Origin of the sequence: Polynucleobacter sp. AM-25C3, from assembly GCF_018882335.1 — a bacterium.
Classification (GTDB): domain Bacteria; phylum Pseudomonadota; class Gammaproteobacteria; order Burkholderiales; family Burkholderiaceae; genus Polynucleobacter.
Window position 1 is genome coordinate 39441 of the sequence record NZ_JACVOS010000012.1, and the last position, 26132, is coordinate 65572.

The window sequence follows — 26132 nt, forward strand, 5'->3', positions numbered from 1 at the left end:
TTATTGATAGATATGTCAGATCAAGAGCAACAAGCAATCACTCGCTCCGAACTCGTGGAGAGCTTGGCGGAACAATTTCCCCAGCTATTACCTCGTGATGTGGAGTTGGCAGTAAAAACATTGCTAGACACCATGACTCACGCTTTAGCCGAAGGCAAGCGGATTGAGTTGCGGGGTGTTGGCAGCTTTGTTTTGCATCACCGTCCTGCGCGTACTGGCCGCAATCCAAAATCTGGTGAAAAGGTATTAATCCCAGAAAAACGGGTGCCCCATTTCAAGCCTGGCAAAGAATTACGTGAGCGTGTTGATTACAAGCCTTTAAAGCAAGTGAGCCCTAAAGAGGGTTCTGGTGCCTAGTAACTTAGCGCACATCCAGTGGTCCATTCGGACCATTTTTTTATTTAAGTTCTGCACAGCATGATTCAGATCGCAACCTCCTGGCTACTGTTATTACCAGTCATGTTTGGTATTGGTTGGTTGGCTTCGCGCTGGGATCTGCGTCTTGAGAATCGCATGGATGAACGTGAGCGCATGCGTCAGCAACGCTCCACATTTAAAGGCTTAAGCCTTTTATTAAATGAGCAACCAGATCAAGCGATTGAAACCTTAGTCAAAATTGCGCAACTTGATCCAGAGACAATTGAGTTACATTTTTCTTTGGGTAATTTATTTCGTCGCCGTGGTGAAACTGAGCGTGCGATACGAGTGCACCAACATTTAGCTAACCGTGATGACTTAAAGCCTCGTGATCGCGATCACGCTGCTTATGAGTTGGGCCGTGATTTTCTGCGTGCTGGTTTATTGGATCGCGCCGAAGCCTCATTAAATCGCGTTGGGGATGGTAAATTTGCGGCGCCTGCTAAAGAGAGCTTGCTTGAGATGTACCAAATTGAGCGTGATTGGAAAAAAGCCATCATTGCTGCAAGTGAGCTTGAGGGCTTGCAGGGTAAATCTCATCATACGGAGATTGCCCAGTTTCATTGTGAAATAGGGCAGGAGGCCTTGCGTCGCAAAGATCTTGCTGAGGTAGAACAATCGATTCAGTTAGCGTTACAGGCAGTACCTAATCACGCACGTGCACTGATTTTGCAGGGTGATTATTTAATCGCAATGGATCGACCGGCCCAGGCAATCGAGGCTTGGGGCCTGATTGCTAAAGCTCATCCTGCTTATATGCATTTACTAGCTGATCGCTGGATGGCTGCGCATGCTGCTTTGGATCAAGCGGATATTGGATTAAGTGCGCTTTGTGAGCTCTTAAAAACTCAGGCTTCTGGTGAGTTGCTCGATATTGTGCAAAAGCATATGACTCAACTTCGCGGCGCACAGGCTGCGGAGGAAATGTTGGTGGAGGTGATGCAGCATTCACCAAGCTTGAGTGCACTCTCCAAATTGGCTGAGACACGTTTGGTGTTGGCTGAGAGCAATGGCACACCAGAAAGAGTGTCTGATCTTCAGGCGACTCTGAGTTTATTAAAACAAAGAACCACTAGTTTGGCGCGTTATACCTGCGGTAATTGCGGTTTCCGGGCACGACGCTTTTATTGGCAATGTCCAGGCTGCAACCATTGGGAGGCTTACTCCCCAAGACGTAGCGAGGGTGCTGTGCCAAGCGGTCCATCGATGTAAATAAACTCACTAAATAAGTTAACTAAACCGTCATCAAATAGTTTTTTAATGATGGTATTGAAATGAATATGAAATTGGAGCTATTTTGAAAGTCACCATCATCGGTAGCGGTTACGTTGGTCTTGTTACGGGCGCTTGTCTAGCGGAGCAGGGTAATAACGTCTTTTGCGTTGACGTGGATTCTAAAAAGATTGAGATTTTGAACTCTGGTGGCGTTCCTATTTATGAGCCAGGCTTAAAAGAAATGATTGAGCGCAATCGCGCTGCTGGCCGTTTGCAGTTCTCTACTGATATTGCCGCCTCAGTTGCCCATGGCGAGATTCAGTTTATTGCGGTTGGCACCCCTCCCGATGAAGATGGCTCGGCTGACTTGCAGTACGTAGTAGCAGCAGCGCGCAATATTGGTCGTCATATGACTACCCCTAAAGTAATCGTCGACAAATCCACTGTCCCTGTGGGAACAGCAGACAAGGTCTCTGCAGCTATTACTGAGGAGCTGACTAAAAGAGGTCTCCCTCCGGAGCTGTGCTCCGTAGTTTCTAATCCCGAGTTCCTTAAAGAAGGCGCTGCGGTGGAAGATTTTATGCGCCCAGACCGCATTGTGATCGGTACGCAAAATACCCCAGCAGGTCTGCGGGCTAAAGAGCAAATGCGCAAGCTCTACGCCCCCTTTAATCGACATCATGAGCGCACCTATTACATGGATGTCAAAAGCGCTGAGCTCACTAAATATGCAGCCAATGCGATGTTAGCTACCCGCATCTCGTTTATGAACGAGTTAGCTAATCTGGCTGACTTAGTCGGGGCTGATATCGAAGCGGTACGCCAGGGCATTGGCTCAGACTCCCGTATTGGTTATGGCTTTTTGTACTCCGGTACTGGCTATGGCGGCTCTTGCTTTCCAAAGGATGTTTCGGCTTTATCTAAGACTGCAATTGAGCATGGCCGTGATTTGAAGATCCTGGATGCCGTAGAGGCAGTCAATGAGGCCCAGAAATACATCCTCGTTGAGAAGATTGAAAAGCGCTTTGGTAAGGATTTGTCAGGCAAGAAGTTCGCCTTGTGGGGCTTAGCATTTAAACCGAACACCGACGATATGCGTGAAGCACCAAGCCGAGTCATTATTGGTGAGCTAGTCAAACGGGGTGCCCAAGTTGTTGCCTATGACCCTGTAGCGATGCCAGAAGCCCAGCATTGCCTAGGTATGGACTTTAAAGGCAATCCAGAAGGCCTCAAGCAAGTATCTCTGGTTGATGATCCTATGTCAGCCACCCAAGATGCTGATGCCCTCGTGATCGTGACCGAGTGGAAAGCCTTCCGCAGCCCGGATTTTGATCTCCTTAAGGCCAAGCTCAAGACCCCCATTATCTTTGATGGCCGCAACCTCTATGAGCCTCAAGCTATGCAAGAATTAGGTATTGAGTACCAAGGTATTGGTCGTCATAATTAAAAAAGTAAAAAGAATCCATTAGAGAGATTAGTGCCCCGTGGAAAAAGCCAACCGAGAACAATTTTCTAAAGCCCGCTTACTGGTAGTGGGTGATGTCATGCTCGATCGCTATTGGTTTGGTGATACTAGTCGCATTTCTCCTGAGGCTCCTGTTCCAGTGGTTCAGGTGGGTAAGATTGATGAGCGTTTAGGCGGCGCTGCCAACGTGGCTCGTAACGTAGCTGCTCTCGGTGCAAAGACAACCATCTTGGGTGTGATTGGTGATGATGAGCCAGGGCGTCGCGTTACGGAACTGTTGAAGTCTAGTGGTGTTAATAGTCAACTTGAAATAGATGGCAAAGTTCCAACTATCGTGAAGCTGCGCGTGATTGCAAGACAGCAACAGCTCATTCGCCTAGACTTTGAAGAGGCGCCTAGTGAGACAGCTTTGGCTCATAAGCTCGAGCGTTATGAAAAGCTCATTGGTGATGCAGATGTGGTGATTTTGTCTGACTACGGCAAAGGCGCTTTAGGTCAAGTAGCCTTGATGATTGAGCAAGCTCGCGCTCAGAAGAAAGTGATACTGGTCGACCCTAAGGGCGATGATTACGCTAAATATCGCGGCGCTACTGTATTGACACCTAATCGCAGTGAGTTGCGCCAAGTAGTTGGCCAATGGACTAGCGAAGCAGATCTCACCAAGAAAGCACAAGACCTTCGGACATCTTTAAACCTCGAGGCGCTCCTCCTTACTCGCTCTGAAGAGGGTATGAGTTTATTTACCGAGGCCGGTGTGAGCCACGTCAAGGCGCAGGCACGAGAAGTGTTTGATGTATCTGGTGCTGGTGATACCGTCATTGGAACTCTTGCGGTAGCACTTGCAGCGGGATGGCCGCTGGAAAGAGCGATGGCTTTGGCTAATCGCGCTGGCGGCATCGTAGTTGGAAAGCTAGGAACAGCCACAGTTACTTCTGAGGAATTGCAATGACCATTATCGTGACCGGAGCCGCAGGATTTATTGGCGCTAATATTGTTCAGGCTCTCAATGCACGGGGCGAAAAAAATATTATTGCAGTTGATGATTTGCGTCCCGCAGATAAGTATCGCAATCTAGCTGATTTAGACATCATTGATTATCTTGATAAAGACGAGTTTCTAGAGGCATTTAGAAGTGGTCGCTTTGGCAAGGTGAGGGCAGTTTTTCATGAAGGTGCGTGTTCAGACACGATGGAAACGGATGGCATCTTTATGATGGCAAATAATTTCCGTTACACCATGGATTTACTCGATATTTGTACTGAGCAAAAGGTGCAGTTGCTCTACGCTTCTTCGGCGGCGACCTATGGTGGCTCCGATGTATTTGAAGAGAGTCGTGAGCATGAGAAGCCGTTAAATATCTATGGTTACTCCAAGTTCTTATTTGATCAAGTAATGCGTAAGCGCTTTGCTGAAAAATCCAATACTGCGCAAGTAGTTGGTTTTCGATATTTCAATGTGTATGGCCCACGTGAGTCCCACAAAGGACGCATGGCTTCTGTCGCTTTTCATCAATATCACCAGTACAAAGCCAATGGCAAGGTAAAACTCTTTGGCGAGTATGGTGGCTATGGGCCTGGTGAACAAAGCCGTGACTTTGTCTCAGTTGAAGACGTAGTAAAAGTAAATCTTTATTTCTTGGATCACCCAGAAATCAGTGGCATCTTCAATCTGGGTAGTGGTCGCGCTCAGCCATTTAATGATGTTGCCCATGCAGTAGCAAACGCTATGCGCAAGATCGATAATGCCAATCCTGCCAGTCTAGAAGAGTTGGTCAAAGAAAAGGCGATTGAGTACATTCCTTTCCCTGAAGCACTCAAAGGTAAATACCAGTGCTTCACACAGGCAGATTTAACGAAACTGCGAGCAGCAGGTTACACAGAGCCCTTCCTGAATGTTGAGCAGGGTGTCAGTCGTTATATCGCTTGGCTATCAGCCAATGCAGATTTCTTAGCAAGCCCACTCTAGTCTTTAAAAAACAGTCAACAGTTCTCATCCTCATTCGTTGTAACTGATCCACTTGCACTTGTTGTGAGTGGATTTTTTATTAACTGATGGAGATCGAATGAATCAATTATTAAAGTCTTTAGTATTTTCAGTATTAGTTGCAGTTTCAGGATTGGCTGCCGCCTCCCCAATTAATGTAAATACCGCAACCCAAACTGAACTCGAGAGCATTAAGGGCATAGGCCCATCCAAAGCAAAAACTATTCTTGCAGAGCGTTTGGATGGAGGGCATTTTCAGGATGCCAATGATTTGCAAAAGCGCGTTCGTGGTATTGGTATGAAATCCGTAGAAAAGATGGTGGATAACGGCTTAACCATCGAAGCGCCCAGTTCTTTTCGTGAGCCGCATGGTCGCACCAATAAGGAAGCCTCCGGTACTGGGAGACGCAGTTCGCGTGGTCAAAGCAACTCTCGCCATAATCCGGATCGTGCGACGCCAAATCGCCGAAATTAAGCTCTTTTACGTCTAGCTTGGCTTATGGCTAAAATGGTTTCATGAGCACACCTTCTTACTTAACTATTTCACAGACCGTGGGTAATACACCCTTGGTTCGCTTGCAACGCATTCCGGGTGCCGAGAACGATTCCAAAAATAATCTGATTTTAGGAAAGTTAGAAGGTAATAATCCAGCCGGGTCGGTGAAAGACCGACCTGCGCTGTCGATGATCCTGCGCGCACAAGAGCGTGGCGATATTAAACCTGGCGACACTCTGATTGAGGCCACCAGTGGCAATACTGGTATTGCTTTGGCAATGACTGCGGCCATGTTGGGTTACAAGATGGTTTTAGTGATGCCTGAAAATCAAAGTATTGAGCGTCGGCAAAGTATGGCTGCATATGGTGCGGAGCTAATTCTGACGGCAGCCTCTGGTGGTATGGAGTTTGCTCGTGATTATGCATTGCAACTTCAAAAAGAAGGTCGCGGCAGATTGCTCGATCAGTTTGCCAATCCCGATAACCCTCGCGCTCATATTGAAACTACTGGCCCAGAAATCTGGCGCGATACTGATGGGCAGGTCACCCACTTCATTTCGGCAATGGGCACTACCGGGACGATTACTGGAGTCTCCACTTATCTGAAGTCCATGAATCCGGACATTCAGATTATTGGTGCACAACCAGAAGATGGTTCGCAGATCCCCGGTATTCGTAAATGGGCCCCTGAGTATTTGCCAAAGATTTATCAGGGCGACAAGGTTGACCGTATCGAGTACGTGTCTCAGGCAGATGCGGAAGAGATGGCCCGTCGTCTAGCTGCTGAAGAGGGTATCTTCTGCGGCATTTCAGCTGGTGGAGCCTTAGTGGTTGCCTTACGAATTGCTCGTCAAGTAGAAAATGCCACGATTGTCTTTATTGTGTGCGATCGTGGTGATCGCTATCTCTCCACCGGAGTATTTCCCGCATAAGAATTTCAGATTCTAGCGATTTAAGTCTGCCTTACCTTTTTCTTGGCAGTAGATTTCTTGGGCTTCGCTTTGACTGGCTCAGTCGATTTGGTTTCTGACTTTACTTCTGACTTTGTTTCTTTAGTGTTTGCTTTGGTTGGAGCGACCGGTACTACGCTTTGATTCTTATATCCCAGGGCTTCTGCGAACTCGGCAACACTTTGGGCATAAAAATAGCTGCGGTTGTATTGCACAATCGTCAGGAAGTTGTTTAGGCCTACTACGTAGCGCACTTGATCATTCCCATCTTTGTCGGGGTAAGGAAGGTCAACGATGAGTGCTTTGCTTTGCGGCTCAACACCGCCCACTTGAAGGTCGCCTTGCGCCTTAGTCAAAATCCCTTTTTCATTGAGCTCTTGAATGGTGTACTTCAGTTGAGGCTCACCATCAGCTAATGCCTTAGCTTCGCTGATAGCCGTTTCCTGTACGGGGAAGTAAATCGGCATACCTGGCTGCCAGCCATGCTTTCTCATAAAGTTGGCAACACTGGCGATGGCATCTTTAGGGCTTTGTTTTAGGTCGATGCGACCATCCCCATCCCCATCCACTGCAAAACTACGAATGCTACTGGGCATAAATTGGGGTAATCCAATGGCGCCAGCATAGGAGCTGTTTTGATTCAGGCAGGCGTTAAAGCGGGCCTGGTTCAAGCCTTGACTGCTATTTTTAGCTGGCAGAGTCCCGCCGCCTTCGGACCAACACATGAGGATTAACTCCCGCAGCTGATCCTGAAATAGCTTTTCGCGACTCGCTTTATTGGGTGTATCTGGGTAGCTAAATGCAAGGGTGCTTAGTACGTCCTTTACCCGAAAGCTCCCAGTTTGGCGTCCATAGATGGTTTCGATCCCAATGATGGCCACAATTACCTCGGCCGGTACTCCAGATTCTTGCTCAACTTTGTTCAGGAATGCCTGGTTTTGCTCCCAAAAGGCTTTGCCAGCCTGAAGACGAATCGGCTCAATAAAGCGCTTGCGATAGGCAACCCAATTCTTTTTAAAGCTACCCGATGGGGGTAACACCAATTTGCGTATGGAAGGAATCGTTTTAGCATCTAGGAAGCTGGCTTCAAGCGTTGCCTGGGGGATTTCTTGGGTTTGAGCAATTTGGCTTATTAGCTGGTTTAGGTTCTGGCTAATTCGGGCTTCTGTAGCGGCATCCTCAGACTGGTTTACGATAGTCTCCGTAGGGCTAACTTGTTGTGTGGGGATGCTAGAGCAGGCGCCCAGAAGTAGCACGATGAATAGTGTGGCAGCAAGGTAGGAGACGCGAAAATTCATGGATAAGAAAATGGGTTTTTGAGAGGTTGACGGGTTTTATTAAATTATAAAAATTACAGTTTTGCTATTGAGGATTTCTAGTAATGACAACAGGATACATAACTCATCCAGATTTTTTAAAACATGAGATGGGCAGCCACCATCCCGAGTGCCCAGAGCGTATTCAGGCAATTAATGATCAGTTAATTAGAAGCGGCATCGACCGCTTCTTGCACCATTTGGACGCGCCATTAGCAACCGAGGAGCAACTAGAGTTGGTTCACAGCCCAGAGCATATTGCCTTTGTGAAAGAACGCTCACCAGCTAGTGGTTATTTCATGCTCGATGGCGATACCATTATGAACCCCCATACTTGGAGCGCCGCTCTTCGTGCGGCGGGCGCGGCCATCGCTGGTGTTGATGCGGTAATGAGGGGTGAGGTCGAGAATGTATTTTGTGCCATTCGTCCACCGGGCCACCATGCTGAGCCAAATCGCTCAATGGGATTTTGTATTTTTGACAATGTCGCCGTAGCAGCGCGATATGCGATCGAGACATACGGCATCGAGCGTGTGGCCATCATCGATTTTGATGTCCATCACGGCAACGGGACTGAGGCGGCATTTTTCAATGATCCCAACGTGCTTATGTGCAGCTTCTTTCAGCATCCGTTTTATCCGTATAGTGGATTAGATGGAGCAAATAATATGGTGAACGTCCCGCTTCCAGCATCTACACGCGGTGATGTTGTACGCTCCACAGTAGAGGAGCAGTGGTTACCACGTTTGCGTGATTTTGAGCCACAACTCATCATCATCTCCGCAGGGTTTGATGCCCATCGTGAGGATGACTTGGGGCAAATGGGTTTAGTTGAGGATGACTATGCTTGGATTACTAGGCAGCTCAAGGTCATTGCAAACCAATATGCCCAGGGCCGTATCGTTAGTTGTCTAGAGGGTGGTTACAACCTTTCTGCTTTAGGCCGTAGTGTGGTGGCGCACGTTAAGGCGCTTGCCGACATTTAAGCGCAATGAGAAATCCCGATTTAAAAAAGATGAATACTTAAGGAATACATGACCAATATTTTTGAGCAGGGTTTAGAGCGTAACCCCGCAAACTTCACTCCGATTACTCCACTGTTGTTTCTTGAGCGGTCGGCTGAGGTTTATCCGGATCGGCTGGCGATCGTTCATGGCAAGCTGCGTCAGACTTGGGGTCAGACTTATGAGCGTTGCCGTCGCTTAGCGAGCGCCTTGCAACAACATGGCATTGGACTGGGTGATACGGTGGCTGTGATGTTGCCCAATACGCCGCCCATGGTTGAGGCCCACTTCGGTATTCCAATGGCTGGGGCGGTATTGAATGCTTTAAATACGCGCCTTGATCCGGAGTCAGTTGCCTTCATGCTAAATCATGGCGAGGCAAAAGTCGTGATCGTGGATCCTGAGTTTTCCGCGGTGATGAAAAAGGCCCTCGAGATTGCGAAAAAAGAAAGTGGTCGTGAGTTCTTAGTCATTGATGTTGAAGAAAAAGAGTTTGATGTTCCTGGTGAAAAGCTGGGTAAGTTGACTTATGAAAAACTCTTGGCCGAAGGCGATCCACAGTTTGCTTGGCAGGTCCCGGCAGATGAGTGGCAAGCCATTTGCTTGAACTACACCTCAGGCACAACTGGCAACCCCAAAGGGGTGGTGTATCACCATCGTGGCGCTGCCATTAATGCCGTGTCCAATATTTTGGATTGGGATATTAATAAGCACCCAATCTATCTATGGACGCTTCCGATGTTCCATTGCAATGGCTGGTGTTTCCCATGGACGATAGCGGCCCGTGCCGGTATTAATGTCTGCCTGCGTCGCGTTGATGCTCAGCATATTTTTGCCGCCATTAAAGATCATGGGGTTACGCATTACTGCGCAGCCCCGATTGTGCACAACCTATTGGTTAATGCCCCTGATGAATTAAAAGAAGGTGTACCTAGTGGTGTAAAAGGGTTGATCGCAGGCGCTGCACCTCCAGCATCCATCATCGAAGGTATGGAAAAGTTAGGTTTTGATTTGACCCACGTCTATGGCTTAACGGAGGTCTACGGGCCTGCAGCCGTTTGTGTAAAGCAAGATGAGTGGAATGACCTTGATATTGGCGAGAGAGCTCGTCTTAATGCACGTCAAGGTGTTCGCTATCACATGCAACAGGCGATTGCTGTTCTTGACCCTGAAACCCTCGAGCCAGTTCCCGCTGATGGTGAGACTATGGGTGAGATTATGTTCAGGGGCAATATCGCCATGAAGGGCTACCTTAAGAATGAGAAGGCGACCAAAGAGGCGTTTGAGGGAGGCTGGTTCCATTCGGGGGACTTGGCTGTAATGAATCCCGATGGCTATGTGAAGATGAAGGATCGTAGTAAAGACATCATCATTTCTGGTGGTGAAAATATTTCCTCGGTCGAAGTAGAGGATGTGCTTTATCGTCATCCCGCTGTGATTGCAGCAGCAGTGGTTGCCAAGCCTGATCCTAAGTGGGGTGAGACGCCATGCGCCTTTCTGGAGATCAAGCCGGGCATGGAAGTCACGCCAGCCGACATCATCGCCCATTGCAAGCAACATCTGGCTGGATTTAAGGTGCCCAGGGCGATTGTCTTCTGTGAGCTGCCAAAGACTTCTACTGGCAAGATCCAAAAATTTGAACTTCGCAAGCAGGCTGGTTCCGCTTCAGCAATCGACGTTTAGATCAAGATAGCCCTAGACAGATAAAATAGAAAAGTTACTCAAAAATAGAGAATCAAGAATGAAAATCTTAGTAGCGGTAAAACGCGTCGTTGATTACAACGTTAAAATTCGCGTGAAGTCAGATAACTCTGGCGTTGATCTAGCCAACGTCAAAATGAGCATGAACCCATTTGATGAGATCGCCATAGAAGAGGCGGTTCGCTTAAAAGAAGCGGGTGTTGCTACTGAAGTGGTGGTGGTTTCTGCTGGTCCTGCGCAATGCCAAGAAACGCTTCGTACTGCTTTAGCCATTGGCGCTGATCGCGCTATTCTGGTAGAGACCGACGCAGAATTACAGCCCCTGGCTGTTGCCAAAATTCTCAAAGCGCTCTCTGAAAAAGAGCAGGCGCAGATCGTGATCCTGGGTAAGCAGGCGATTGATGACGATAGCAATCAGACTGGTCAGATGTTGGCTAGCCTGATGGATATCCCACAGGCGACTTTTGCTTCTAAGGTAGTCGTTGCTGACGGCAAGGCCAGTGTGACTCGTGAGGTGGATGGTGGTTTGGAAACTATCGCCATTACATTGCCCGCAGTCATCACAACAGACTTGCGTTTGAATGAGCCGCGTTATGTGACCTTACCCAACATCATGAAGGCCAAGAAGAAAACTCTTGAAGTAGTAAAGCCTGAAGAGCTTGGTGTTGACATTGCCCCACACCTCAAAACCCTCAAAGTAGAAGAGCCGCCGAAGCGCTCAGCTGGTGTGATGGTGGCCGATGTAGCCGCTCTGGTAGAAAAACTTAAAAATGAAGCGAAGGTGATTTAAATGGCCGCACTTGTTATTGCTGAACACGACAATCATTCTTTAAAGGCCGCTACGCTCAATGCGGTAGCTGCTGCTCTGCAGTGCTCTGCTGAGGTCGACATTCTGGTTGCTGGTAGTGGCGCTGATGCAGTTGCCACCGCAGCGAGTCAAATTGCCGGCATTCGCAAAGTGATTCAGGTAGATGACCCAAGCTTGGCAGACCAATTAGCCGAACCTTTGGCCGCTCAAATCCTCTCCATTACTAGTGGCTATAGCCATGTATTGGCCCCAGCAACTGCGAATGGTAAGAATGTACTTCCACGCGTTGCGGCTAAGTTAGACGTAGCTCAGTTATCTGACATTACTAAGGTCATTAGTGAGGATACTTTTGAGCGTCCAATTTACGCAGGTAATGCGATTGCTACTGTGCAATCAAGCGATCCTGTAAAAGTCATTACCGTTCGTACCACCGGCTTTGATCCTGTTGCCGCAAGTGGTGGCTCTGCCGCTGTTGAAAAACAATCTGTTGCGCAAGCTGTAGGCAATTCTGCTTCATCTTCTTTTGTAGGGCGCGAGCTCACTAAATCAGACCGCCCAGAATTGACTGCCGCCAAAATTATCGTATCCGGTGGTCGCGGTCTAGGTTCTGGCGAAAAATATCAAGAGATTATTGTGCCCCTGGCTGATAAGTTGGGCGCAGCCTTAGGTGCATCACGCGCTGCAGTGGATGCTGGCTATGTACCCAATGACTATCAAGTGGGTCAAACTGGCAAAATTGTTGCTCCACAACTCTATGTGGCGGTTGGTATCTCTGGTGCGATCCAGCACTTGGCAGGTATGAAAGACTCTAAAGTCATCGTAGCAATTAATAAAGATCCAGAAGCGCCCATCTTTAGCGTGGCTGACTATGGCTTAGTCGCCGATTTAAATACTGCCGTTCCCGAATTAATTAATTTACTTCCTTAAGCCCTTTATTACCCTCGACTGATTGATAGGAGTTTTATGCCATACGTAGCCCCAGTGAAAGACATGCTGTTTGTGATGAACGAATTAGCGGGGTTATCTGAGGTTGTCTCCTATCCTTCCTATGCAGAGGCAGGCGCCGATGTGGATTTGGCGCCAGCGATTTTGGAAGAGTCCGCTAAATTTAATCAAGATGTTGTGGCCCCACTCAATTGGCCTGGTGATCAGAATCCCAGTTCACTAAAGGATGGTGTTGTAACTACTACTCCGGGCTTTAAAGAGGCCTTTGAGCAGTTTGCTGCGGCCGGTTGGCAAGGCGTTGTGCATCCCGCAGAATTCGGTGGTCAAGGCTTACCAAAACTCATTGCTACTGCTTGTTTTGAGATGGTTCACTCAGCAAGCCTTTCTTTTGCCTTATGCCCGATGTTGACTGATGGGGCGATTGAAGCCTTGTTGACTGCAGCCAGCCCTGAGTTACAAGAGCGTTATGTTCCCAAGATGATTTCTGGTGAGTGGACTGGTTCAATGTGCCTCACTGAGCCTCAAGCTGGTTCAGACTTGTCGATGGTGCGTTCCCGTGCTGTTCCTGAAGGTGATGGCACATACAAAATTTTTGGCACCAAGATCTATATCACTTATGGTGAGCACGACATGGCAAAAAATATTGTCCATCTCGTGTTGGCTAGAACACCGGATGCGCCAGAAGGCGTGAAGGGCATTTCTTTATTTGTGGTGCCCAAGTTCTTGGTCAATGCGGACGGCTCTTTGGGTGAGCGCAACGATGTTCACTGCGTCTCTATCGAGCATAAGTTGGGCATTAAGGCTAGCCCTACCGCAGTGTTGCAATTTGGTGATCATGGTGGCGCAATCGGCTACTTGGTCGGCGAAGAAAATCGTGGCCTGGAATACATGTTTGTCATGATGAATGCTGCCCGATTTGCGGTGGGCATGCAAGGCATCGCAGTAGCAGAGCGCGCATACCAAAAAGCAGTTCAGTATGCAAAAGATCGCGTACAAAGTCGTGATCTTGCTGGTTCTCCAGGCCCTGTAGCAATCATTCATCAGCCAGATGTCAAGCGGATGCTGATGACGATGCGTGGCTACATTGAGGCATCTAGATCTTTGGCTTATTACGCTGCTGCAGCCTATGATGCACAGCATGCTTCTCCTGATGAAGCTGCGCGCAAACAGAATCAAGCGGTATATGAGTTCCTAGTGCCGATTGTGAAGGGCTTCTCCACTGAGATGTCAATTGAGGTTGCGAGTTTGGGTGTTCAGGTTCATGGTGGCATGGGCTTCATTGAAGAGACGGGTGTCGCGCAATACTATCGTGATGCCCGTATTCTGACGATCTATGAAGGCACAACAGCCATTCAGGCAAATGATTTGATTGGCAGAAAAACAGTACGTGATGGTGGCGTAACTGCAAAAGCGTTTGCAGAAAAGATCATGCAAACTGAAACAGATTTGGCAAGCAGTGGCACTGCTGATGCAAAAGCAGTATTAAAGCAATTGACTGCGGCTCGCGAAGCGTTTGAATCTGCTGTTGCGTATATTGTGGCCAATGCCAAGACTGATATCAAGGCAGTGTATGCAGGCAGCTTTGCCTACTTGCGTTTATGTGGTTTGGTATTGGGTGCGTGGCAAATGGCCCGTGCCTTATTGGCTGCCCAAGAATTACGCGCGGGGGACCCGAACTTCTTTGATGCCAAGATTGCTACTGCGCGTTTCTTTGCAGAAAACTTGTTACCGCAAGCTCAGGCTTTGGCAATCTCGATTCTAGAGAGCGGTCAATCTACAAATGCACTGACAGCGGAGCAGTTTTAAGATTTAAAAACTGTTGCTGCTCCTCCAAAAGCTATCTGCATTATTGGGATAGCTTTTTTGCTTCTAGCAATTGCGAGATAAAGAATTGCTCAAAAGCAATTGCTAGGAATGTCATCATCACACCCGCACCAAATACCAAAGAAAAAATCACCGTGAGCACGACCGGCCAGCCCGATCTGGTGGCGCGACTAGGATCTAATCTAGGATTAAATTGCGCATCCCATTTTTCATCAGGGCGCAAGCCGAAAGCGATGGTAGTTAACCAACTAGCTTCTAGTGTGATGAAGCCAAAAGTGATTAACACCCAACCCGGTGCAGAGTGGAAGTGCGTATCTTTGAGAATCAGCCAACCAGCGATTCCGCCGATGAAGGAAAAGAGTTGCGCCCAGCCCCAGAAGGACTTAAGGCCTTGCAAATAAAAACAATTCAAGCCAGTGCCAGGAAAAAATAATCCGAGGGAGCAGAACAGCAGTTTGTATTTTTTCATTCAGGCTTTCGGTAATGAATATTGAATCAATCAAATAATTTATTTTGCGGAATTACTTTTTTGCATAAAGCTGAGGACTTCACGATCGGCGCCAATCATGAGTAACTGATCGCCATTGCGCACAATCGTACGGTAATCATTTAATTCGTATAGGAAGTCATTCTCGAGTTCCATGCGTTGTGGTGTGCAGGCCATCTTGGTGCTGGTGATTTGATCAAGAGTAAAACCTCGGGCATCTTCGGTAATGCGTGCAGTAAAGCGATTGCAACCCGTTGATCCGCTCATGCGCTCACCATCAACATCAAAAACTATTTGAATGGGGTTGCTGTTGTCACCTAGGGGGATTTGTCGAGTGCGAACCTCACCCCTAGCATTGGGCGCTAAATTCCAGCGAACCAGCTCCCACTTCGTGTTTCGGAACTCGCTACTAGGAGGGCTGGTTTTGGCAGTGCAGGGTGGAATGACATTGGCGCAGCCCGTCAAAAAAGCTAAACCGAGACAAGAAAGAATGAGAAAAATGCGCTTTATAGGGCCTTTAAAGGGTCTAAAAATGGCGGTTTTCATGGGGATATTTCTGTAAGTTATTGTTTTTAATAATTATTTTATGAATTACTGGTTTCTATTCTACTGTTGAAGCTAAAAAGGTGCCCGCTTAAATAGGTGGATCAAGTAGAGGTTTTCGTCTAGAATATGAGGTTTTCCGCTATACCGTGCATTTGTTTTGTTCATTTGCTCAGTTAGCTGGAGCCCAAGATTTTGCAGTAATTTCATTGGGTTGTAATCAACCTGTTTTCATTTTAGATTTTAAGGAATAAGTATGGTCGTCATTCGACTGGCACGCGGCGGTTCAAAGAAGCGCCCTTTTTATAGCATCGTGGCTACAGACAAGCGCAATCGTCGCGACTCGAACTTTATCGAGCGTATTGGTTACTTCAATCCACAGGCAGCAGAGACTGAGCAAGCAATGCGTATTGCTCAAGATCGTTTGACCTATTGGACTGGTGTTGGCGCGCAGATCTCTCCAACAGTAGTTCGTTTGATCAAAAACAATCCTGCAGTCTAAAGACTTCAATTCCAAAGACTTTCTCTTAGCGACAAAGTCTTTGGTAGCAGAATTTACTGGTAGTGTTATTTGGGGAGTAGCGGTGGCTTCAATATGAATACACCTTCCCTAGATGATTTGATTGAGCTTGGTGCTGTTCAAGACGCCCAAGGCTTACAGGGTCAGATTAAGGTTCGCCCTCATTCTCCCGATCCCGTAGCCCTCTTATCTAGCAAAGAACTGTGGTTATCACTCATTCCACGTCGGAGTGCGGGTGTTGCTGCGTCTCATGAGCAAGCATCATTAAAGTTATACAAGGTGAAGCTAGCCAAGATGCATAGCGGTACGGTAGTTATTGCCTTGGATGGCATTACTGATCGTGATCAAGCTGAAGCTTTAAAAGGTGCACGCATCTTAGTTGCGCGTGATGTATTTCCAAAGGCAGAAAACGATAGCTATTACTGGGTTGATCTGATCGGTTGCAAAGCAATTAATCTCCAAGGCGAAAGTCTGGGTGAAGTGATTGATGTGAACGATAACGGCGCGCATGGAATCATTGCCCTTGGCGATCCAGAAACCAAAACAGTAAAACAGCTAGTACCTTTCGTAAAAGAAACGGTGCAGAACGTTGACTTGCCAAACAAGCTCATTACACTGGATTGGCAAGCTGATTGGTAGTCCAATTGGCCTGGTAAACAGTCTTTGATGCTCTATTCCTACTATGCGCTTTGATGTAGTCACCTTATTCCCTGAAATGTTCTCTGCGTTAACGCAGTGGGGTATTACTGGGCGCGCTTGTGAGCAAGTCCTTGCCAGCGTGAACCTCTGGAATCCTCGAGACTACTGCACCGATCCCCGCAAGACTGTGGACGATCGCGCCTATGGTGGCGGTCCCGGCATGGTCATGATGGCAAAACCACTGGAAGATACGATATCTGCTGTTAAAGCAGCTCATCAATCTCAAAACGTTGTTTCTGGCCCAATTTGCCTTCTCGCCCCTCAAGGGGAGGTCTTTTCTCAGAAGATAGCGACAGATATCCTCAATTACGGCAATTTAACCTTTATTTGCGGTCGATATGAGGCTGTTGACCAGCGTTTTATCGATCGAAACATCGATTTACAGCTTTCTATGGGTGATTTTGTGGTTTCTGGCGGTGAATTGCCGGCCATGACCATGATGGATGCGGTAATTCGCCTCATTCCTGGAGCTTTGGGCGATGGTGAATCAGCTGTCCAAGACAGCTTTATTAATGGCCTTTTGGACTATCCGCACTACACCCGCCCAGAAATATATGAAAATTTATCTGTTCCGGACGTGCTTTTGGGCGGACATCACGCTAAAATAGCAGATTGGCGTCGGCAGAAGTCTTTAGAGCTGACGTTAAGGCTTAGGCCTGATTTAATTAAATCGGCAAGAGCCAATGGGTTGCTAAGTAAAGAAGATGAGCAATTTCTTCGAACGCTGTAAGTAATTATGGTTTTGAATAAAGTGTTTGTGTTTTGATTTAGTGAAATGGTTTTAACTGCATCCTCTGTCTGGTCCGTTGATGAAAGTCTCGGGATTAAACGCTGACAAGATGTTTAAGGATTAATAATGAATTTGATCGAAAAAATTGAGCAAGAAGAAATTGCTCGCTTAAGTGCCAACAAAGTATTGCCAAGTTTTGCTCCCGGCGACACAGTAGTTGTTGGTGTAAACGTAGTTGAAGGTACACGTAAGCGTACCCAGGCCTTTGAAGGCGTTGTGATTGCTAAGCGCAATCGCGGACTGAATTCCAGCTTTATCGTTCGCAAGATTTCATCTGGCGAAGGTGTAGAGCGTACATTCCAAACTTACTCACCATTGATCGCTAGCATTGAAGTGAAGCGTCGCGGTGATGTACGTCGTGCGAAGTTGTACTACTTGCGTGATCGTTCAGGTAAGTCTGCACGTATTAAAGAGAAGCTTCCTGCTCGTAAAGTTAAAGTAGTAGTTGCTGAGACTGTAGCGGAATAAGGTTGGCTTTAATGCAAAAAAAGGCGGCCTAGGCTGCCTTTTTTATTGCCCTAAAATAACGCCATGACTCAGAAATCAAACCCCCAAGATCAGGCATTCAGCGTTGCTGTGCCTGCGGGTTTTGATGCCCAAGCAATTCCGATTCATGAGGTGTGTGCAAGTCAGTCAAAAGTAGCAGCTCATGTTTTGGATCCATTCAATTTACGGGATCGTTTTCAGAGTCCGCCGGTTTGGCAGCCAGAGATCACTGATGAGAATCGACAAGTTATTGCGGCGGAAATTATTCAGAGGCGCCAGGCTGCTGGAAAGGTGACCCGCGCTGCAGTTTTGATTCCGCTTCTACTGAAGAGTGATGGGCTCTCTGTGCTTCTAACTCAAAGAACCGATCATTTGCACGACCATGCCGGACAAATTAGCTTCCCTGGTGGGCGGATGGATCCGGGTGATTTCAGCCCCAATGACACCGCTTTGAGAGAAAGTGAGGAGGAGATTGGGCTTAATCGAGCGGGTGTGGAGATCATCGGCCATTTACCCCAGTATTTAACTGTTTCGGGCTATAGTGTGACGCCAGTTGTAGGATTGGTGAAACCTCAGGCAGAATATGTCTTAGATGCTTTTGAAGTGGCAGATGTTTTTGAAGTGCCTTTACATTTTTTAATGGATCCTGCAAATCATCAAGTGCGGGTCTGGGAGAGTGATCAGGGTAGTCGTCGGTTTTATTCAATGCCCTATGAAAATCGTTTTATCTGGGGTGCTACTGCTGGAATGTTGCGTAACCTTTATCATTTATTAAAAGTATGACTTTCTTTTCTATTCTCTTCGCCCTCATTGCTGAGCAATATCGCCCAGTGACCGCCAATCATTGGATTGCGCGTATTAGCGCTCGCTGGCTGGATTGGGTTGCCGACGAATTCGGCGGCAAGACTGAACAAGGCGCAAGCCCTGTTGGTGCGCGCATGGCCTGTTTAGTTGCCTTCATTTTGCCGACATTCTTGGTCTTTGTGCTTTACGTTGTTTTCATGGTGACCTTCCCCATTTTGGGATTCTTGTGGAACGTAGTAATTGCCTATTTATTTTTTGGCTTTCGCCAATTTAGTCACTCCTTCACATTGGTTCATGAAGCAATTGCAAATCACGACTTGCCAGCGGCTCGCTTAGCGCTAGCTGAGTGGTATGGCCCAGAGTTAGATGCCTCCAATCTCACTGAGACTGAAGTAATTTCATTGGCTTTGGAGCGCGCGATCATCGGTTCTCATCACCATGTGTTTGGCGTGCTGTTCTGGTTCATGATGCCAATGGGCCCTGCGGGCGTGGTCTTGTATCGCTTGGCTGACACTGCTGCTCTGCGCTGGTCAGAAAAAGGCGATTTCAATTTAAGTGAAGCTGCGCGTCATTTCTTCTACGTATTAGATTGGGTTCCAGCTCGCATTACTGCGATGGGCTTTGCGATCGTAGGTAACTTTGAAGGCGCAGTCTATGCATGGCGTCACCTGACTGGCAAATGGTCTGACTCTTTGTCCGCAGTGATCTTGGCATCGGGTAGTGGCGCTTTAGGTGTTCGCTTGGGTGAGCCTATGAGCGAGCCTGATAGTGATGAAGCCTTACGTATGGCTGAAGCTGGTGAGCCAGTAGTCTATGAAGTAGGTCTGGAGCCCAATGAGCGCACAATGCGTTCAGCCATTGGTTTGGTGTGGCGCTTGGTTATCGCTTGGATGGCTTTATTGCTAATGCTGACCATCGCTCTTTGGCTTGGCTAATTCCCTGAATCTGCGTATCGGCAGTTTTTGAGTCAGAACGCAATTGTCTAAATAGCGCCAGTCTTTCTGGTGCTATTTCATTTCTGTCTACCGCTTCTCTTATTGCACAGTCCGGCTCAGTTTGGTGCGCGCAATTATGAAAGCGGCACTTGCCTAGCAAGTCATGAAACTCCCTAAAGGCATGTTCGAGTTCGCTTACTGACATGTGCGCCAAGCCAAACTCCTGAAAGCCCGGAGAATCAATCAAAGCACCCAATTTGCCGCTGGCATCACGACCCCAAGCCTCTGGCAGCTCAAAGTAGCGACAGGCCGTGGTGGTGTGTTTGCCGGTATCCAAGCGCACTGAATACTCTTGCGTAATAGCTGCTGCATTGGGAACCCAGGCGTTCAGCAAGCTGGATTTACCCATACCTGATTGCCCTACAAACACAGATACTTTCCCGCAAATAGCAGGGCGTAGGGCTTCTATAGAAGCTTCATCAAACTTGGCGGAGACCTCGGTAACGGGATAGCCCATACGTGCATAGGGCGCAATGATTTTGCGTGCGTGCTCTAAGTTATCTTTGAGGTCGCATTTGTTGAGCAGAATATGCAAACCAATTTGATTGGTCTCTGCCGCTACAACTGCTCTACCTAAGAGGTCTGGCGAGAAGGCAGGTTGCGTAGCAAGCACGACCAATATTTGATCTACGTTTGAGGCAATCAATTTACTTTTAAAGGCATCAGATCGATAGAGTAAATTTTCTCGTGGCTCAATACGAATAATGCGTGCTTGATCAACTGAGGTCATCTCTAGCAACATGCGATCACCAACCGCGCCAATGTGCTGCTTGGCTGGCGTACTCACTTGAATTAATTCACCAACCGGGGATTCATTTCCACGCGCATCTTGCACTAAGCGCTGCGCTAAATAATGCCTTCCATAGGAGGCAGTTAGTAGTGCGTGAAATTGTTCCATTAACTAAATATATTCCAGATTACTCAGTTAAAACGTTTGAGATTGGCAATGCGTAATGGGGCTGGAGGATGCGAACTATAAAAAGCGGTGTAGATCGGATCAGGCGTCAAGGTGGAAGCGTTGTCCTGGTATAGCTTTACCAGTGCGGTAACTAAATCAGTTGCAGAAGATTTATCTGCAGCAAATCCATCTGCCTCGTATTCGTGTTTGCGCGATGCTAGGCTGGATAACGGAGTCAGGAAGAAGCTAAATACGGGCGATACCAACATGAAGAGCGCTAAAGCCAAGCCACCGTTATAGCCATTGGGGTTGGGCATGATGCCGAGATCGCTGTAGAACCAAGGCTGCGTGCTAATCCATCCTAAGAGAGCAAACGTCGCAAAGCTCAGGGCAAAAGAAACCAACAAGCGCTTACGGATATGGTTGCACTTGTAATGACCAAGCTCATGCGCAAGCACGGCTTCTACTTCGCCGGGATTGAGCTTTTCAATCAAGGTATCAAAAAAGACAATCCGTTTGGCTTTACCCATGCCGGCAAAAAATGCATTGCCGTGCGCGCTGCGTTTACTGCCATCCATGACAAACAGACCTTGGCTTGCAAAATCACAACGCTTTAGCAAAGCTTCAATTTGAGTCTTGAGTGGGCCTTCTTCTAGAGCTTGAAACTTATTAAAAATAGGCGCAATAAATGTTGGGAAGATCCATTGCATTAAAAGACTAAAGGCCGTGAGGACGCCCCAAGCCCAGAGCCACCATAAATCACCAGCTTGAGCCATGAGACTAAGGATGACCCAAAGAAGAGGAACGCCAATTGCGCCACCAACACCAAGACCCTTGAACATGTCGCTGAAGAAGAGTTTGCCATTCATACGATTAAAGCCAAAACGCTCCTCAAGATAAAACTGTTTGTACCAAGAGAAGGGCAGGTCAATAATTCCGGAGATGAGCACAATGGAAACAAGCAAGGCTATTTGTTGTGCAATGCCTTCGCCTAGCAATTGCAAGAGACCCATATTGAGAATCTGCAATCCACCTAAAAGAGTGAAGGCGATCAAAATAATGGCGCTGACGCCATTCTCTAAAATACCCAAGCGGAGTTTAGCGATGGTGTAGTCGGCAGCCTTTTGATGTTCTTCTAAAGAAATCTGAGAGGCGAATTCTGCGGGCACTACATCGCGGTTGATGGCGACGTGATGAATTTGGCGTTGGGACAACCAGTGGCGTAGACCAAAGCTGGCGATAAAGGCGATTAGAAAAATAATTGTGAATGTCATGAGATGATTATAGATATGAGTGAAAAAACAGTTACCCCGGCAGTAAAGACGCCACCAGCCAATGAGCACCTGATTTGGGTGGATATGGAGATGTCCGGTTTAGACCCTGAAAAAGAGCGCATTTTGGAAATTGCGGTGATCGTGACCGATGCGCACCTCAATACCATTGCAACCGCCCCTGTGTGGGTGGTGCATCAAGATGAAGCCTTGTTAGATGCAATGGATGCTTGGAATAAGGGTACCCATGGGCGCTCAGGCCTAATTGATAAGGTCAGGGCCTCAACAACGGATGAAGCCACTGCTGAGGCTGAATGTATCGCCTTCCTGAAGAAATACATCAAACCAGGTATCGCGCCAATGTGTGGCAATACGATTGGGCAAGATCGACGCTTTATGGCGAAGTACATGCCAAAACTAGAGGCCTTCTTTCATTATCGAAATATTGATGTCTCAACCTTAAAAGAGCTCTGTAAGCGTTGGCATCCCGAGCTAGTCAAAGGTTTTACCAAAAAGCAGGCTCATACCGCGTTAGCGGATATTGAAGAATCCATTGAAGAGCTGAAGTACTACCGCGATAAATTTATCGTGCCCTTGCCAGAGTAATCTAGCATCCACCTTATTTCTTGATGGCGCTCTTAGGTCTAAAGGCCTTGATGATGGTCTCATCCGTTTCGATATATGGACCACCAATGAGATCAATGCAGTAAGGTACGGCAGCAAAGATGCCGGGCACAATCGATTTGCCCTCAGCATCCTTCAATCCTTCAAGCGTTTCCTTGATCGATTTAGGTTGGCCTGGCAGATTAATGATGAGGGCAGTATGTCCCTCGATTTCTCGCAAAATAGCCGTCTGGCGGGACAAAATGGCGGTGGGTACAAAGCGCAGACTAATTTGACGCATTTGCTCGCCAAATCCGGGCATTTCCCGGGTTCCCGCATCCATTGTGGCCTCAGGGGTTACATCTCTTCGGGAGGGGCCTGTACCGCCTGTAGTCAGGACTAAATCACACCCAAGATCGTCTGAAAGCTCTACGATAGTTTCGGCAATAACCTCCCGTTCATCGGCAATCAGGCGCTCATGGAAGACACAAGGGGTGCTGATGGCAGTCTGCAGCCACAATTTCAGGGCAGGAATCCCCTCATCTGTATAAACGCCCTTACTTGCTCTATCGGAGATCGAGATCAGGCCAATTTTGATTTCGTTAGGGGAGGATCTTTTCCAGGCTTCGGTATGCTTCATGTTTCTATTCTAGCTATTATTAGGGCATGTTTACATACTCATCAAATCAGTTTCAAGAAATCATTGAATTCATGCTCAAAGAGGCCAAAAGACGGGGTGCCTCAGATGCTGTCGCAGAGATTTCCGAAGGTCAGGGTCTTTCAGTCACCGTTCGCAAAGGCGAGGTCGAGACGATTGAGCAAAGTCTAGACAAGCAGGTTGGTGTTACGGTTTTTTTGGGACACCATCGAGGCAACGCTAGTACGAGTGATTTCTCTAAAGAGTCCTTAAAGGCAACGGTCGAGGCTGCGTACCATATTGCTCAACATACAGCAGAAGATTTGTGTGCCGGTCCTGCTGAAAAATCGCTCCTAGAAGAGCATCCTTTGGATCTCGATTTATTTCATCCATGGGATTTGGATTCTGCGACGGCAATTGATATTGCTCGTACAGCAGAAGGCGCTGCTTTTGCAGTGAGTAAGCAAATTCAGAATAGTGATGGCGCTTCGGTATCAGCGCATCATGCGCATTTCATGATGGGAACAAGCCATGGTTTTATGGGGGGCTACCCGTTCTCGCGCCACTACATTTCATGTGCACCAATTGCCAACGAGGGCGGTAAAAAATCCCGCATGCAAAGAGATGATTGGTATTCCAGTTCGCGCATTCCACAGGAGTTGGCTGATCCAGGGGCGATTGGTAAGTACGCTGCAGAGCGCGCACTCTCACGTCTAAAAGCGCGCTCCTTAACCACCCGTCGTTGCCCAGTTATTTTTGAGGCACCCTTAGCGGCTGGCCTATTGGGTGGCTTGGTGCAGGCGGTATCAGGTGGCGCTCTATATCGTCGCTCTAGTTTTCTATTGGATAGCTTGGGCAAGCAAGTATTACCTAAGCATGTCAGTCTCTTTGAAAATCCGCACCTAAAGTCGATGACTGGAAGTGCGCCCTTTGATGAAGAGGGTGTGAAGACTTCCGCAAGAACCGTAGTTGAAAAAGGGGTTTTGCAAGGCTACTTCTTATCAACATATTCCGCCAGAAAACTCGGTATGAAAACAACCGGTAATGCCGGTGGTTCTCATCACCTGACATTACAAAGTCGGAAGACGCCTAAAGGCGGATTGCCTGCACTCCTCAAAGAAATGGGTACCGGCTTGCTGGTAACCGAGCTCATGGGGCAGGGCGTGAACTACGTCACTGGTGATTACTCTCGTGGCGCCTTTGGTTACTGGGTAGAGAACGGGGAGATTCAATACCCAGTTGAAGGAATTACGATTGCCAGCAACTTGCGCGATATGCTGATGGATATTCAGATGATTGGTAGTGACACCTTAATCCGGGGCACCAAAGAAACGGGCTCTATCTTGATTGGATCAATGACGGTTGGTGGAAAATAAAATTCAGAGGAGAAAATAATGCAAAGACGTTCCTTTTTAAAGAAAGCCACTATTGGCGCTGGCGCGGCAGCTTTAGCTGGCCCATCGATTGCGCAGAGCCTGCCAACGCTGAATTGGCGCTTGGTATCGAGCTTCCCTAAATCTTTGGATACCTTGTTTGGCACCCCAGAAGTGTTTGCTAGCGCCTTGCGTAAAGCGACTGATGGCAAATTTAATGTCAAGATTTTTGCAGCTGGGGAAGTGGTTCCAGCGCTGCAAGTATTGGATGCAGTTCAGAACGGCACAGTAGAGTGCGGTCACACGGCAAGTTACTACTACATTGGAAAAAATAGCGCCTTTATTTTTGACACAGCCGCCCCTTTTGGCATGACTGCGCGCCAGCAATCTGCCTGGATGTTGCATGGCAATGGTATGAAGCTCATGCGTGAACTTTACGCCAGCTACAACATCGTGAATTTCCTGGGCGGACAAACAGGTACGCAGATGGGTGGCTGGTTCCGTAAAGAAATCAAATCACCAGAAGATCTCAAAGGGCTCAAATTCCGTATTGCTGGCTTTGCGGGGCAAGTGCTTGCTAAGTTAGGCGTTGTTCCGCAGCAGTTGCCTGCTGGCGAAATTTATTCAGCTCTAGAAAAAGGCACGATTGATGCTGCTGAATTTGTTGGCCCTTACGACGATGAAAAATTAGGCTTGGCTAAAGTAGCAAAAAATTACTATTACCCTGCATTCTGGGAGGGTGCGGCTGGACTCTCATTCTTGGTCAATAAGAAGCAGTGGGATTCATTGCCGCCTTCTTATCAAGCGGCATGGGAGGCTGCTTGCTTTGAAGCGCATACCGATATGTGTGCGAAGTACGATGCCTTAAATCCACCCGCATTGCAGCGTCTTATTCAGAATGGCGCAGTGTTGCGAAAGTTCAATACCTCAGTTCTAGATGCATGCTTTAAAGCAGCTCAACAAACCTACGCTGAAGAGTCTGCTAAAAATCCTCAGTTCAAGAAAATCTTCGAGGACTATCGTGTATTTAGAAACATGGAAGCGCAGTGGTTTAACGTGGCAGAGCAGGCCTTTGCACAGTACAGTTTTGCGAAGAAGCTTTGATATTAGAGCAAGATCTTCGTGGACAACAAAAAACCTGCCGAGGCAGGTTTAGTATTTCTGAGTGGCAGTGGAGTTAAGCACTCACTCCAATTACTTGGCACTTACCTTTTTTGCAGTAGCTTTATGCGCTTTGACTACTTGGCTAAGTTGACCTTGAGCTGAGTTCAACCCTGTTTCTGCACTCTTTTCAAAGTTTGCAAATGCTGCTTGAGTAGTAGAGCGAACTTGGTCAAAGTGTTGAATTGCAGCATTAAATGCAGTGGTAAAAGCAGTTACAAACGCTTCAGAACCAGCGGGTGCTTTTGAAGTGGCTGCCGCTACGAATTCCTTCAAATCATCCTGTGATTGATCAATCAGTGCACCAATAGCATCAACCAATTCTTCATTTCCATGACGCAATACCTGAGTAACCTTGTCTTGGTACTCTTTAATTTGAGCAATGGCTTCTTGTACGGATTCGCCTTGTAGCAACTCTAATGCCGCCTTAGGATCTTGGCTTTTCAATAATTCAGCTGCCTTGGCTTGAGCTGTGCTTACCAATTCTTGCGCCACTTGATAATTAATTTGAGCTAATTCCTGCGCATTTCCCAATGCCGTTTGACCCAAAGCACGCACGGCTTCAATTGATTTGGCTGGGTTTACTGCAAATGAATAGTTAGACATGGTGCTTCGGTAATACCCCCGCCCCTTAACCTGAGTTAAAAGTAGAATTTCTAAGTTGTTTGATTTAAAGGAAATTCTATGAAAACCTCCCGCTTTACCGATAGCCAAATCATGGCCATCCTCAAACAAGCCGAG

General features: G+C 47.5%; 27 protein-coding genes and 1 pseudogene. 21 read left to right on the plus strand and 7 right to left on the minus strand.

Annotation, left to right across the window (positions count from 1 at the left end; genetic code table 11):
* Positions 1–12 precede the first annotated feature (12 nt).
* The 7 genes and pseudogenes from ICN12_RS08725 to cysM all read left to right on the plus strand — a co-directional run.
* Positions 13–309: pseudogene (locus tag ICN12_RS08725) on the plus strand (integration host factor subunit beta); the annotation flags it as partial.
* A 108-nt stretch (positions 310–417) separates the two neighbouring features.
* Positions 418–1629: a lipopolysaccharide assembly protein LapB gene (gene lapB, locus ICN12_RS08730; RefSeq protein ID WP_216272116.1), complete on the plus strand. Its 1212-nt coding sequence runs from the start codon at positions 418–420 to the stop codon at positions 1627–1629.
* A gap of 85 nt (positions 1630–1714) precedes the next feature.
* Entirely contained in the window at positions 1715–3079 is a 1365-nt protein-coding gene (locus ICN12_RS08735) for a UDP-glucose dehydrogenase family protein (protein WP_216272117.1), read from the plus strand.
* A gap of 37 nt (positions 3080–3116) precedes the next feature.
* Positions 3117–4046, plus strand: coding sequence for a D-glycero-beta-D-manno-heptose-7-phosphate kinase (gene rfaE1 / locus ICN12_RS08740; RefSeq protein ID WP_216272118.1), 930 nt, complete (start codon positions 3117–3119; stop codon positions 4044–4046).
* Positions 4043–5062 (plus strand): ADP-glyceromanno-heptose 6-epimerase, encoded by a 1020-nt coding sequence (gene rfaD, locus ICN12_RS08745; RefSeq protein ID WP_216272119.1) that lies wholly within the window; start codon positions 4043–4045, stop codon positions 5060–5062. Before rfaE1 ends, rfaD begins: the two co-directional genes overlap by 4 nt.
* A 97-nt stretch (positions 5063–5159) precedes the next feature.
* Positions 5160–5555 carry a ComEA family DNA-binding protein gene (locus tag ICN12_RS08750; RefSeq protein ID WP_216272120.1) on the plus strand — a complete coding sequence of 132 codons (396 nt, stop codon included), beginning with the start codon at positions 5160–5162 and terminating at the stop codon, positions 5553–5555.
* Between the two features lie 41 nt (positions 5556–5596).
* Positions 5597–6508: a cysteine synthase CysM gene (cysM, locus tag ICN12_RS08755; protein ID WP_216272121.1), complete on the plus strand. Its 912-nt coding sequence runs from the start codon at positions 5597–5599 to the stop codon at positions 6506–6508.
* Between the two features lie 20 nt (positions 6509–6528).
* Here the strand turns inward: cysM and mltB are convergent, their stop codons facing one another.
* A complete protein-coding gene (mltB, locus tag ICN12_RS08760) occupies positions 6529–7824 on the minus strand; it encodes a lytic murein transglycosylase B (protein WP_216272122.1) in 1296 nt (431 codons plus the stop codon).
* Between the two features lie 83 nt (positions 7825–7907).
* On the opposite strand from mltB, the gene ICN12_RS08765 reads away from it, so the two are divergent.
* From ICN12_RS08765 to ICN12_RS08785, 5 genes are read left to right on the plus strand one after another with little or no spacing between them, the layout of a single operon-like run.
* Positions 7908–8828 carry a histone deacetylase family protein gene (locus ICN12_RS08765; protein WP_216272123.1) on the plus strand — a complete coding sequence of 307 codons (921 nt, stop codon included), beginning with the start codon at positions 7908–7910 and terminating at the stop codon, positions 8826–8828.
* A gap of 48 nt (positions 8829–8876) precedes the next feature.
* On the plus strand, positions 8877–10529 hold the full coding sequence (locus ICN12_RS08770) for an acyl-CoA synthetase (protein ID WP_216272124.1): 1653 nt from the start codon (positions 8877–8879) through the stop codon (positions 10527–10529).
* A gap of 58 nt (positions 10530–10587) precedes the next feature.
* Positions 10588–11337 (plus strand): electron transfer flavoprotein subunit beta/FixA family protein, encoded by a 750-nt coding sequence (locus ICN12_RS08775; protein ID WP_216272125.1) that lies wholly within the window; start codon positions 10588–10590, stop codon positions 11335–11337.
* The gene (locus ICN12_RS08780; RefSeq protein ID WP_216272126.1) at positions 11338–12282 is read left to right on the plus strand and encodes an electron transfer flavoprotein subunit alpha/FixB family protein; all 945 of its coding nucleotides are present in this window, start codon (positions 11338–11340) and stop codon (positions 12280–12282) included.
* A 36-nt stretch (positions 12283–12318) separates the two neighbouring features.
* Complete coding sequence (locus ICN12_RS08785; protein ID WP_216272127.1) at positions 12319–14106, plus strand: acyl-CoA dehydrogenase; 1788 nt, start codon at positions 12319–12321, stop codon at positions 14104–14106.
* Positions 14107–14146: 40 nt separating this feature from the next.
* Here ICN12_RS08785 and ICN12_RS08790 read toward each other — a convergent pair whose 3' ends face one another.
* Together ICN12_RS08790 and ICN12_RS08795 are read right to left on the minus strand one after the other, a co-directional pair.
* Complete coding sequence (locus ICN12_RS08790; protein WP_216272128.1) at positions 14147–14593, minus strand: hypothetical protein; 447 nt, start codon at positions 14591–14593, stop codon at positions 14147–14149.
* Positions 14594–14632: 39 nt separating this feature from the next.
* Positions 14633–15157 carry an META domain-containing protein gene (locus ICN12_RS08795; protein WP_216862176.1) on the minus strand — a complete coding sequence of 175 codons (525 nt, stop codon included), beginning with the start codon at positions 15155–15157 and terminating at the stop codon, positions 14633–14635.
* A gap of 253 nt (positions 15158–15410) precedes the next feature.
* Between ICN12_RS08795 and rpsP the strand changes: the two genes are divergently transcribed.
* The 6 genes from rpsP (at position 15411) to ICN12_RS08825 (ending at position 19388) form a co-directional block, all read left to right on the plus strand.
* Positions 15411–15656 (plus strand): 30S ribosomal protein S16, encoded by a 246-nt coding sequence (rpsP, locus tag ICN12_RS08800; protein WP_215325477.1) that lies wholly within the window; start codon positions 15411–15413, stop codon positions 15654–15656.
* 93 nt (positions 15657–15749) lie between these two features.
* Positions 15750–16313, plus strand: coding sequence for a ribosome maturation factor RimM (rimM, locus tag ICN12_RS08805; RefSeq protein WP_216272129.1), 564 nt, complete (start codon positions 15750–15752; stop codon positions 16311–16313).
* A gap of 43 nt (positions 16314–16356) precedes the next feature.
* A complete protein-coding gene (trmD, locus tag ICN12_RS08810) occupies positions 16357–17103 on the plus strand; it encodes a tRNA (guanosine(37)-N1)-methyltransferase TrmD (RefSeq protein ID WP_216272130.1) in 747 nt (248 codons plus the stop codon).
* A gap of 126 nt (positions 17104–17229) precedes the next feature.
* Positions 17230–17631: a 50S ribosomal protein L19 gene (gene rplS / locus ICN12_RS08815; protein WP_216272131.1), complete on the plus strand. Its 402-nt coding sequence runs from the start codon at positions 17230–17232 to the stop codon at positions 17629–17631.
* A gap of 63 nt (positions 17632–17694) precedes the next feature.
* Complete coding sequence (locus ICN12_RS08820) at positions 17695–18432, plus strand: CoA pyrophosphatase (RefSeq protein ID WP_216272132.1); 738 nt, start codon at positions 17695–17697, stop codon at positions 18430–18432.
* Positions 18429–19388: a CobD/CbiB family protein gene (locus tag ICN12_RS08825; RefSeq protein WP_216272133.1), complete on the plus strand. Its 960-nt coding sequence runs from the start codon at positions 18429–18431 to the stop codon at positions 19386–19388. The genes ICN12_RS08820 and ICN12_RS08825 overlap by 4 nt, the downstream gene beginning before the upstream one ends.
* Here the strand turns inward: ICN12_RS08825 and rsgA are convergent.
* Together rsgA and ICN12_RS08835 are read right to left on the minus strand one after the other, a co-directional pair.
* Positions 19333–20346: a ribosome small subunit-dependent GTPase A gene (gene rsgA, locus ICN12_RS08830; RefSeq protein WP_216272134.1), complete on the minus strand. Its 1014-nt coding sequence runs from the start codon at positions 20344–20346 to the stop codon at positions 19333–19335. The genes ICN12_RS08825 and rsgA overlap by 56 nt on opposite strands.
* A 23-nt stretch (positions 20347–20369) precedes the next feature.
* Positions 20370–21620: a M48 family metallopeptidase gene (locus ICN12_RS08835; protein WP_216272135.1), complete on the minus strand. Its 1251-nt coding sequence runs from the start codon at positions 21618–21620 to the stop codon at positions 20370–20372.
* A 15-nt stretch (positions 21621–21635) separates the two neighbouring features.
* Between ICN12_RS08835 and orn the strand changes: the two genes are divergently transcribed.
* Positions 21636–22223 (plus strand): oligoribonuclease, encoded by a 588-nt coding sequence (gene orn, locus ICN12_RS08840; RefSeq protein ID WP_216272136.1) that lies wholly within the window; start codon positions 21636–21638, stop codon positions 22221–22223.
* 13 nt (positions 22224–22236) lie between these two features.
* On the opposite strand, the gene mog is transcribed toward orn, so the two are convergent.
* On the minus strand, positions 22237–22860 hold the full coding sequence (gene mog / locus ICN12_RS08845; protein WP_216272137.1) for a molybdopterin adenylyltransferase: 624 nt from the start codon (positions 22858–22860) through the stop codon (positions 22237–22239).
* Positions 22861–22931: 71 nt separating this feature from the next.
* Between mog and pmbA the strand changes: the two genes are divergently transcribed.
* Positions 22932–24233 carry a metalloprotease PmbA gene (gene pmbA, locus ICN12_RS08850; RefSeq protein ID WP_370625007.1) on the plus strand — a complete coding sequence of 434 codons (1302 nt, stop codon included), beginning with the start codon at positions 22932–22934 and terminating at the stop codon, positions 24231–24233.
* 18 nt (positions 24234–24251) lie between these two features.
* On the plus strand, positions 24252–25334 hold the full coding sequence (locus tag ICN12_RS08855) for a TRAP transporter substrate-binding protein (protein ID WP_216272139.1): 1083 nt from the start codon (positions 24252–24254) through the stop codon (positions 25332–25334).
* Positions 25335–25424: 90 nt separating this feature from the next.
* On the opposite strand, the gene ICN12_RS08860 is transcribed toward ICN12_RS08855, so the two are convergent.
* A partial coding sequence (locus ICN12_RS08860; protein WP_216272140.1) for a phasin family protein occupies positions 25425–26132 on the minus strand: 708 nt, incomplete at its 5' end.

Coding starts and splice junctions, on each gene's coding strand:
- lapB (WP_216272116.1), top strand. CDS start 418: ATGATTCAGATCGCAACCTCCTGGCTACTGTTATTACCAGTCATGTTT.
- rfaD (WP_216272119.1), top strand. CDS start 4,043: ATGACCATTATCGTGACCGGAGCCGCAGGATTTATTGGCGCTAATATT.
- ICN12_RS08750 (WP_216272120.1), top strand. CDS start 5,160: ATGAATCAATTATTAAAGTCTTTAGTATTTTCAGTATTAGTTGCAGTT.
- cysM (WP_216272121.1), top strand. CDS start 5,597: ATGAGCACACCTTCTTACTTAACTATTTCACAGACCGTGGGTAATACA.
- mltB (WP_216272122.1), bottom strand. CDS start 7,824: ATGAATTTTCGCGTCTCCTACCTTGCTGCCACACTATTCATCGTGCTA.
- ICN12_RS08765 (WP_216272123.1), top strand. CDS start 7,908: ATGACAACAGGATACATAACTCATCCAGATTTTTTAAAACATGAGATG.
- ICN12_RS08770 (WP_216272124.1), top strand. CDS start 8,877: ATGACCAATATTTTTGAGCAGGGTTTAGAGCGTAACCCCGCAAACTTC.
- ICN12_RS08775 (WP_216272125.1), top strand. CDS start 10,588: ATGAAAATCTTAGTAGCGGTAAAACGCGTCGTTGATTACAACGTTAAA.
- ICN12_RS08780 (WP_216272126.1), top strand. CDS start 11,338: ATGGCCGCACTTGTTATTGCTGAACACGACAATCATTCTTTAAAGGCC.
- ICN12_RS08785 (WP_216272127.1), top strand. CDS start 12,319: ATGCCATACGTAGCCCCAGTGAAAGACATGCTGTTTGTGATGAACGAA.
- ICN12_RS08790 (WP_216272128.1), bottom strand. CDS start 14,593: ATGAAAAAATACAAACTGCTGTTCTGCTCCCTCGGATTATTTTTTCCT.
- ICN12_RS08795 (WP_216862176.1), bottom strand. CDS start 15,157: ATGAAAACCGCCATTTTTAGACCCTTTAAAGGCCCTATAAAGCGCATT.
- rpsP (WP_215325477.1), top strand. CDS start 15,411: ATGGTCGTCATTCGACTGGCACGCGGCGGTTCAAAGAAGCGCCCTTTT.
- rimM (WP_216272129.1), top strand. CDS start 15,750: ATGAATACACCTTCCCTAGATGATTTGATTGAGCTTGGTGCTGTTCAA.
- trmD (WP_216272130.1), top strand. CDS start 16,357: ATGCGCTTTGATGTAGTCACCTTATTCCCTGAAATGTTCTCTGCGTTA.
- rplS (WP_216272131.1), top strand. CDS start 17,230: ATGAATTTGATCGAAAAAATTGAGCAAGAAGAAATTGCTCGCTTAAGT.
- ICN12_RS08820 (WP_216272132.1), top strand. CDS start 17,695: ATGACTCAGAAATCAAACCCCCAAGATCAGGCATTCAGCGTTGCTGTG.
- ICN12_RS08825 (WP_216272133.1), top strand. CDS start 18,429: ATGACTTTCTTTTCTATTCTCTTCGCCCTCATTGCTGAGCAATATCGC.
- rsgA (WP_216272134.1), bottom strand. CDS start 20,346: ATGGAACAATTTCACGCACTACTAACTGCCTCCTATGGAAGGCATTAT.
- ICN12_RS08835 (WP_216272135.1), bottom strand. CDS start 21,620: ATGACATTCACAATTATTTTTCTAATCGCCTTTATCGCCAGCTTTGGT.
- orn (WP_216272136.1), top strand. CDS start 21,636: ATGAGTGAAAAAACAGTTACCCCGGCAGTAAAGACGCCACCAGCCAAT.
- mog (WP_216272137.1), bottom strand. CDS start 22,860: ATGAAGCATACCGAAGCCTGGAAAAGATCCTCCCCTAACGAAATCAAA.
- pmbA (WP_370625007.1), top strand. CDS start 22,932: ATGCTCAAAGAGGCCAAAAGACGGGGTGCCTCAGATGCTGTCGCAGAG.
- ICN12_RS08855 (WP_216272139.1), top strand. CDS start 24,252: ATGCAAAGACGTTCCTTTTTAAAGAAAGCCACTATTGGCGCTGGCGCG.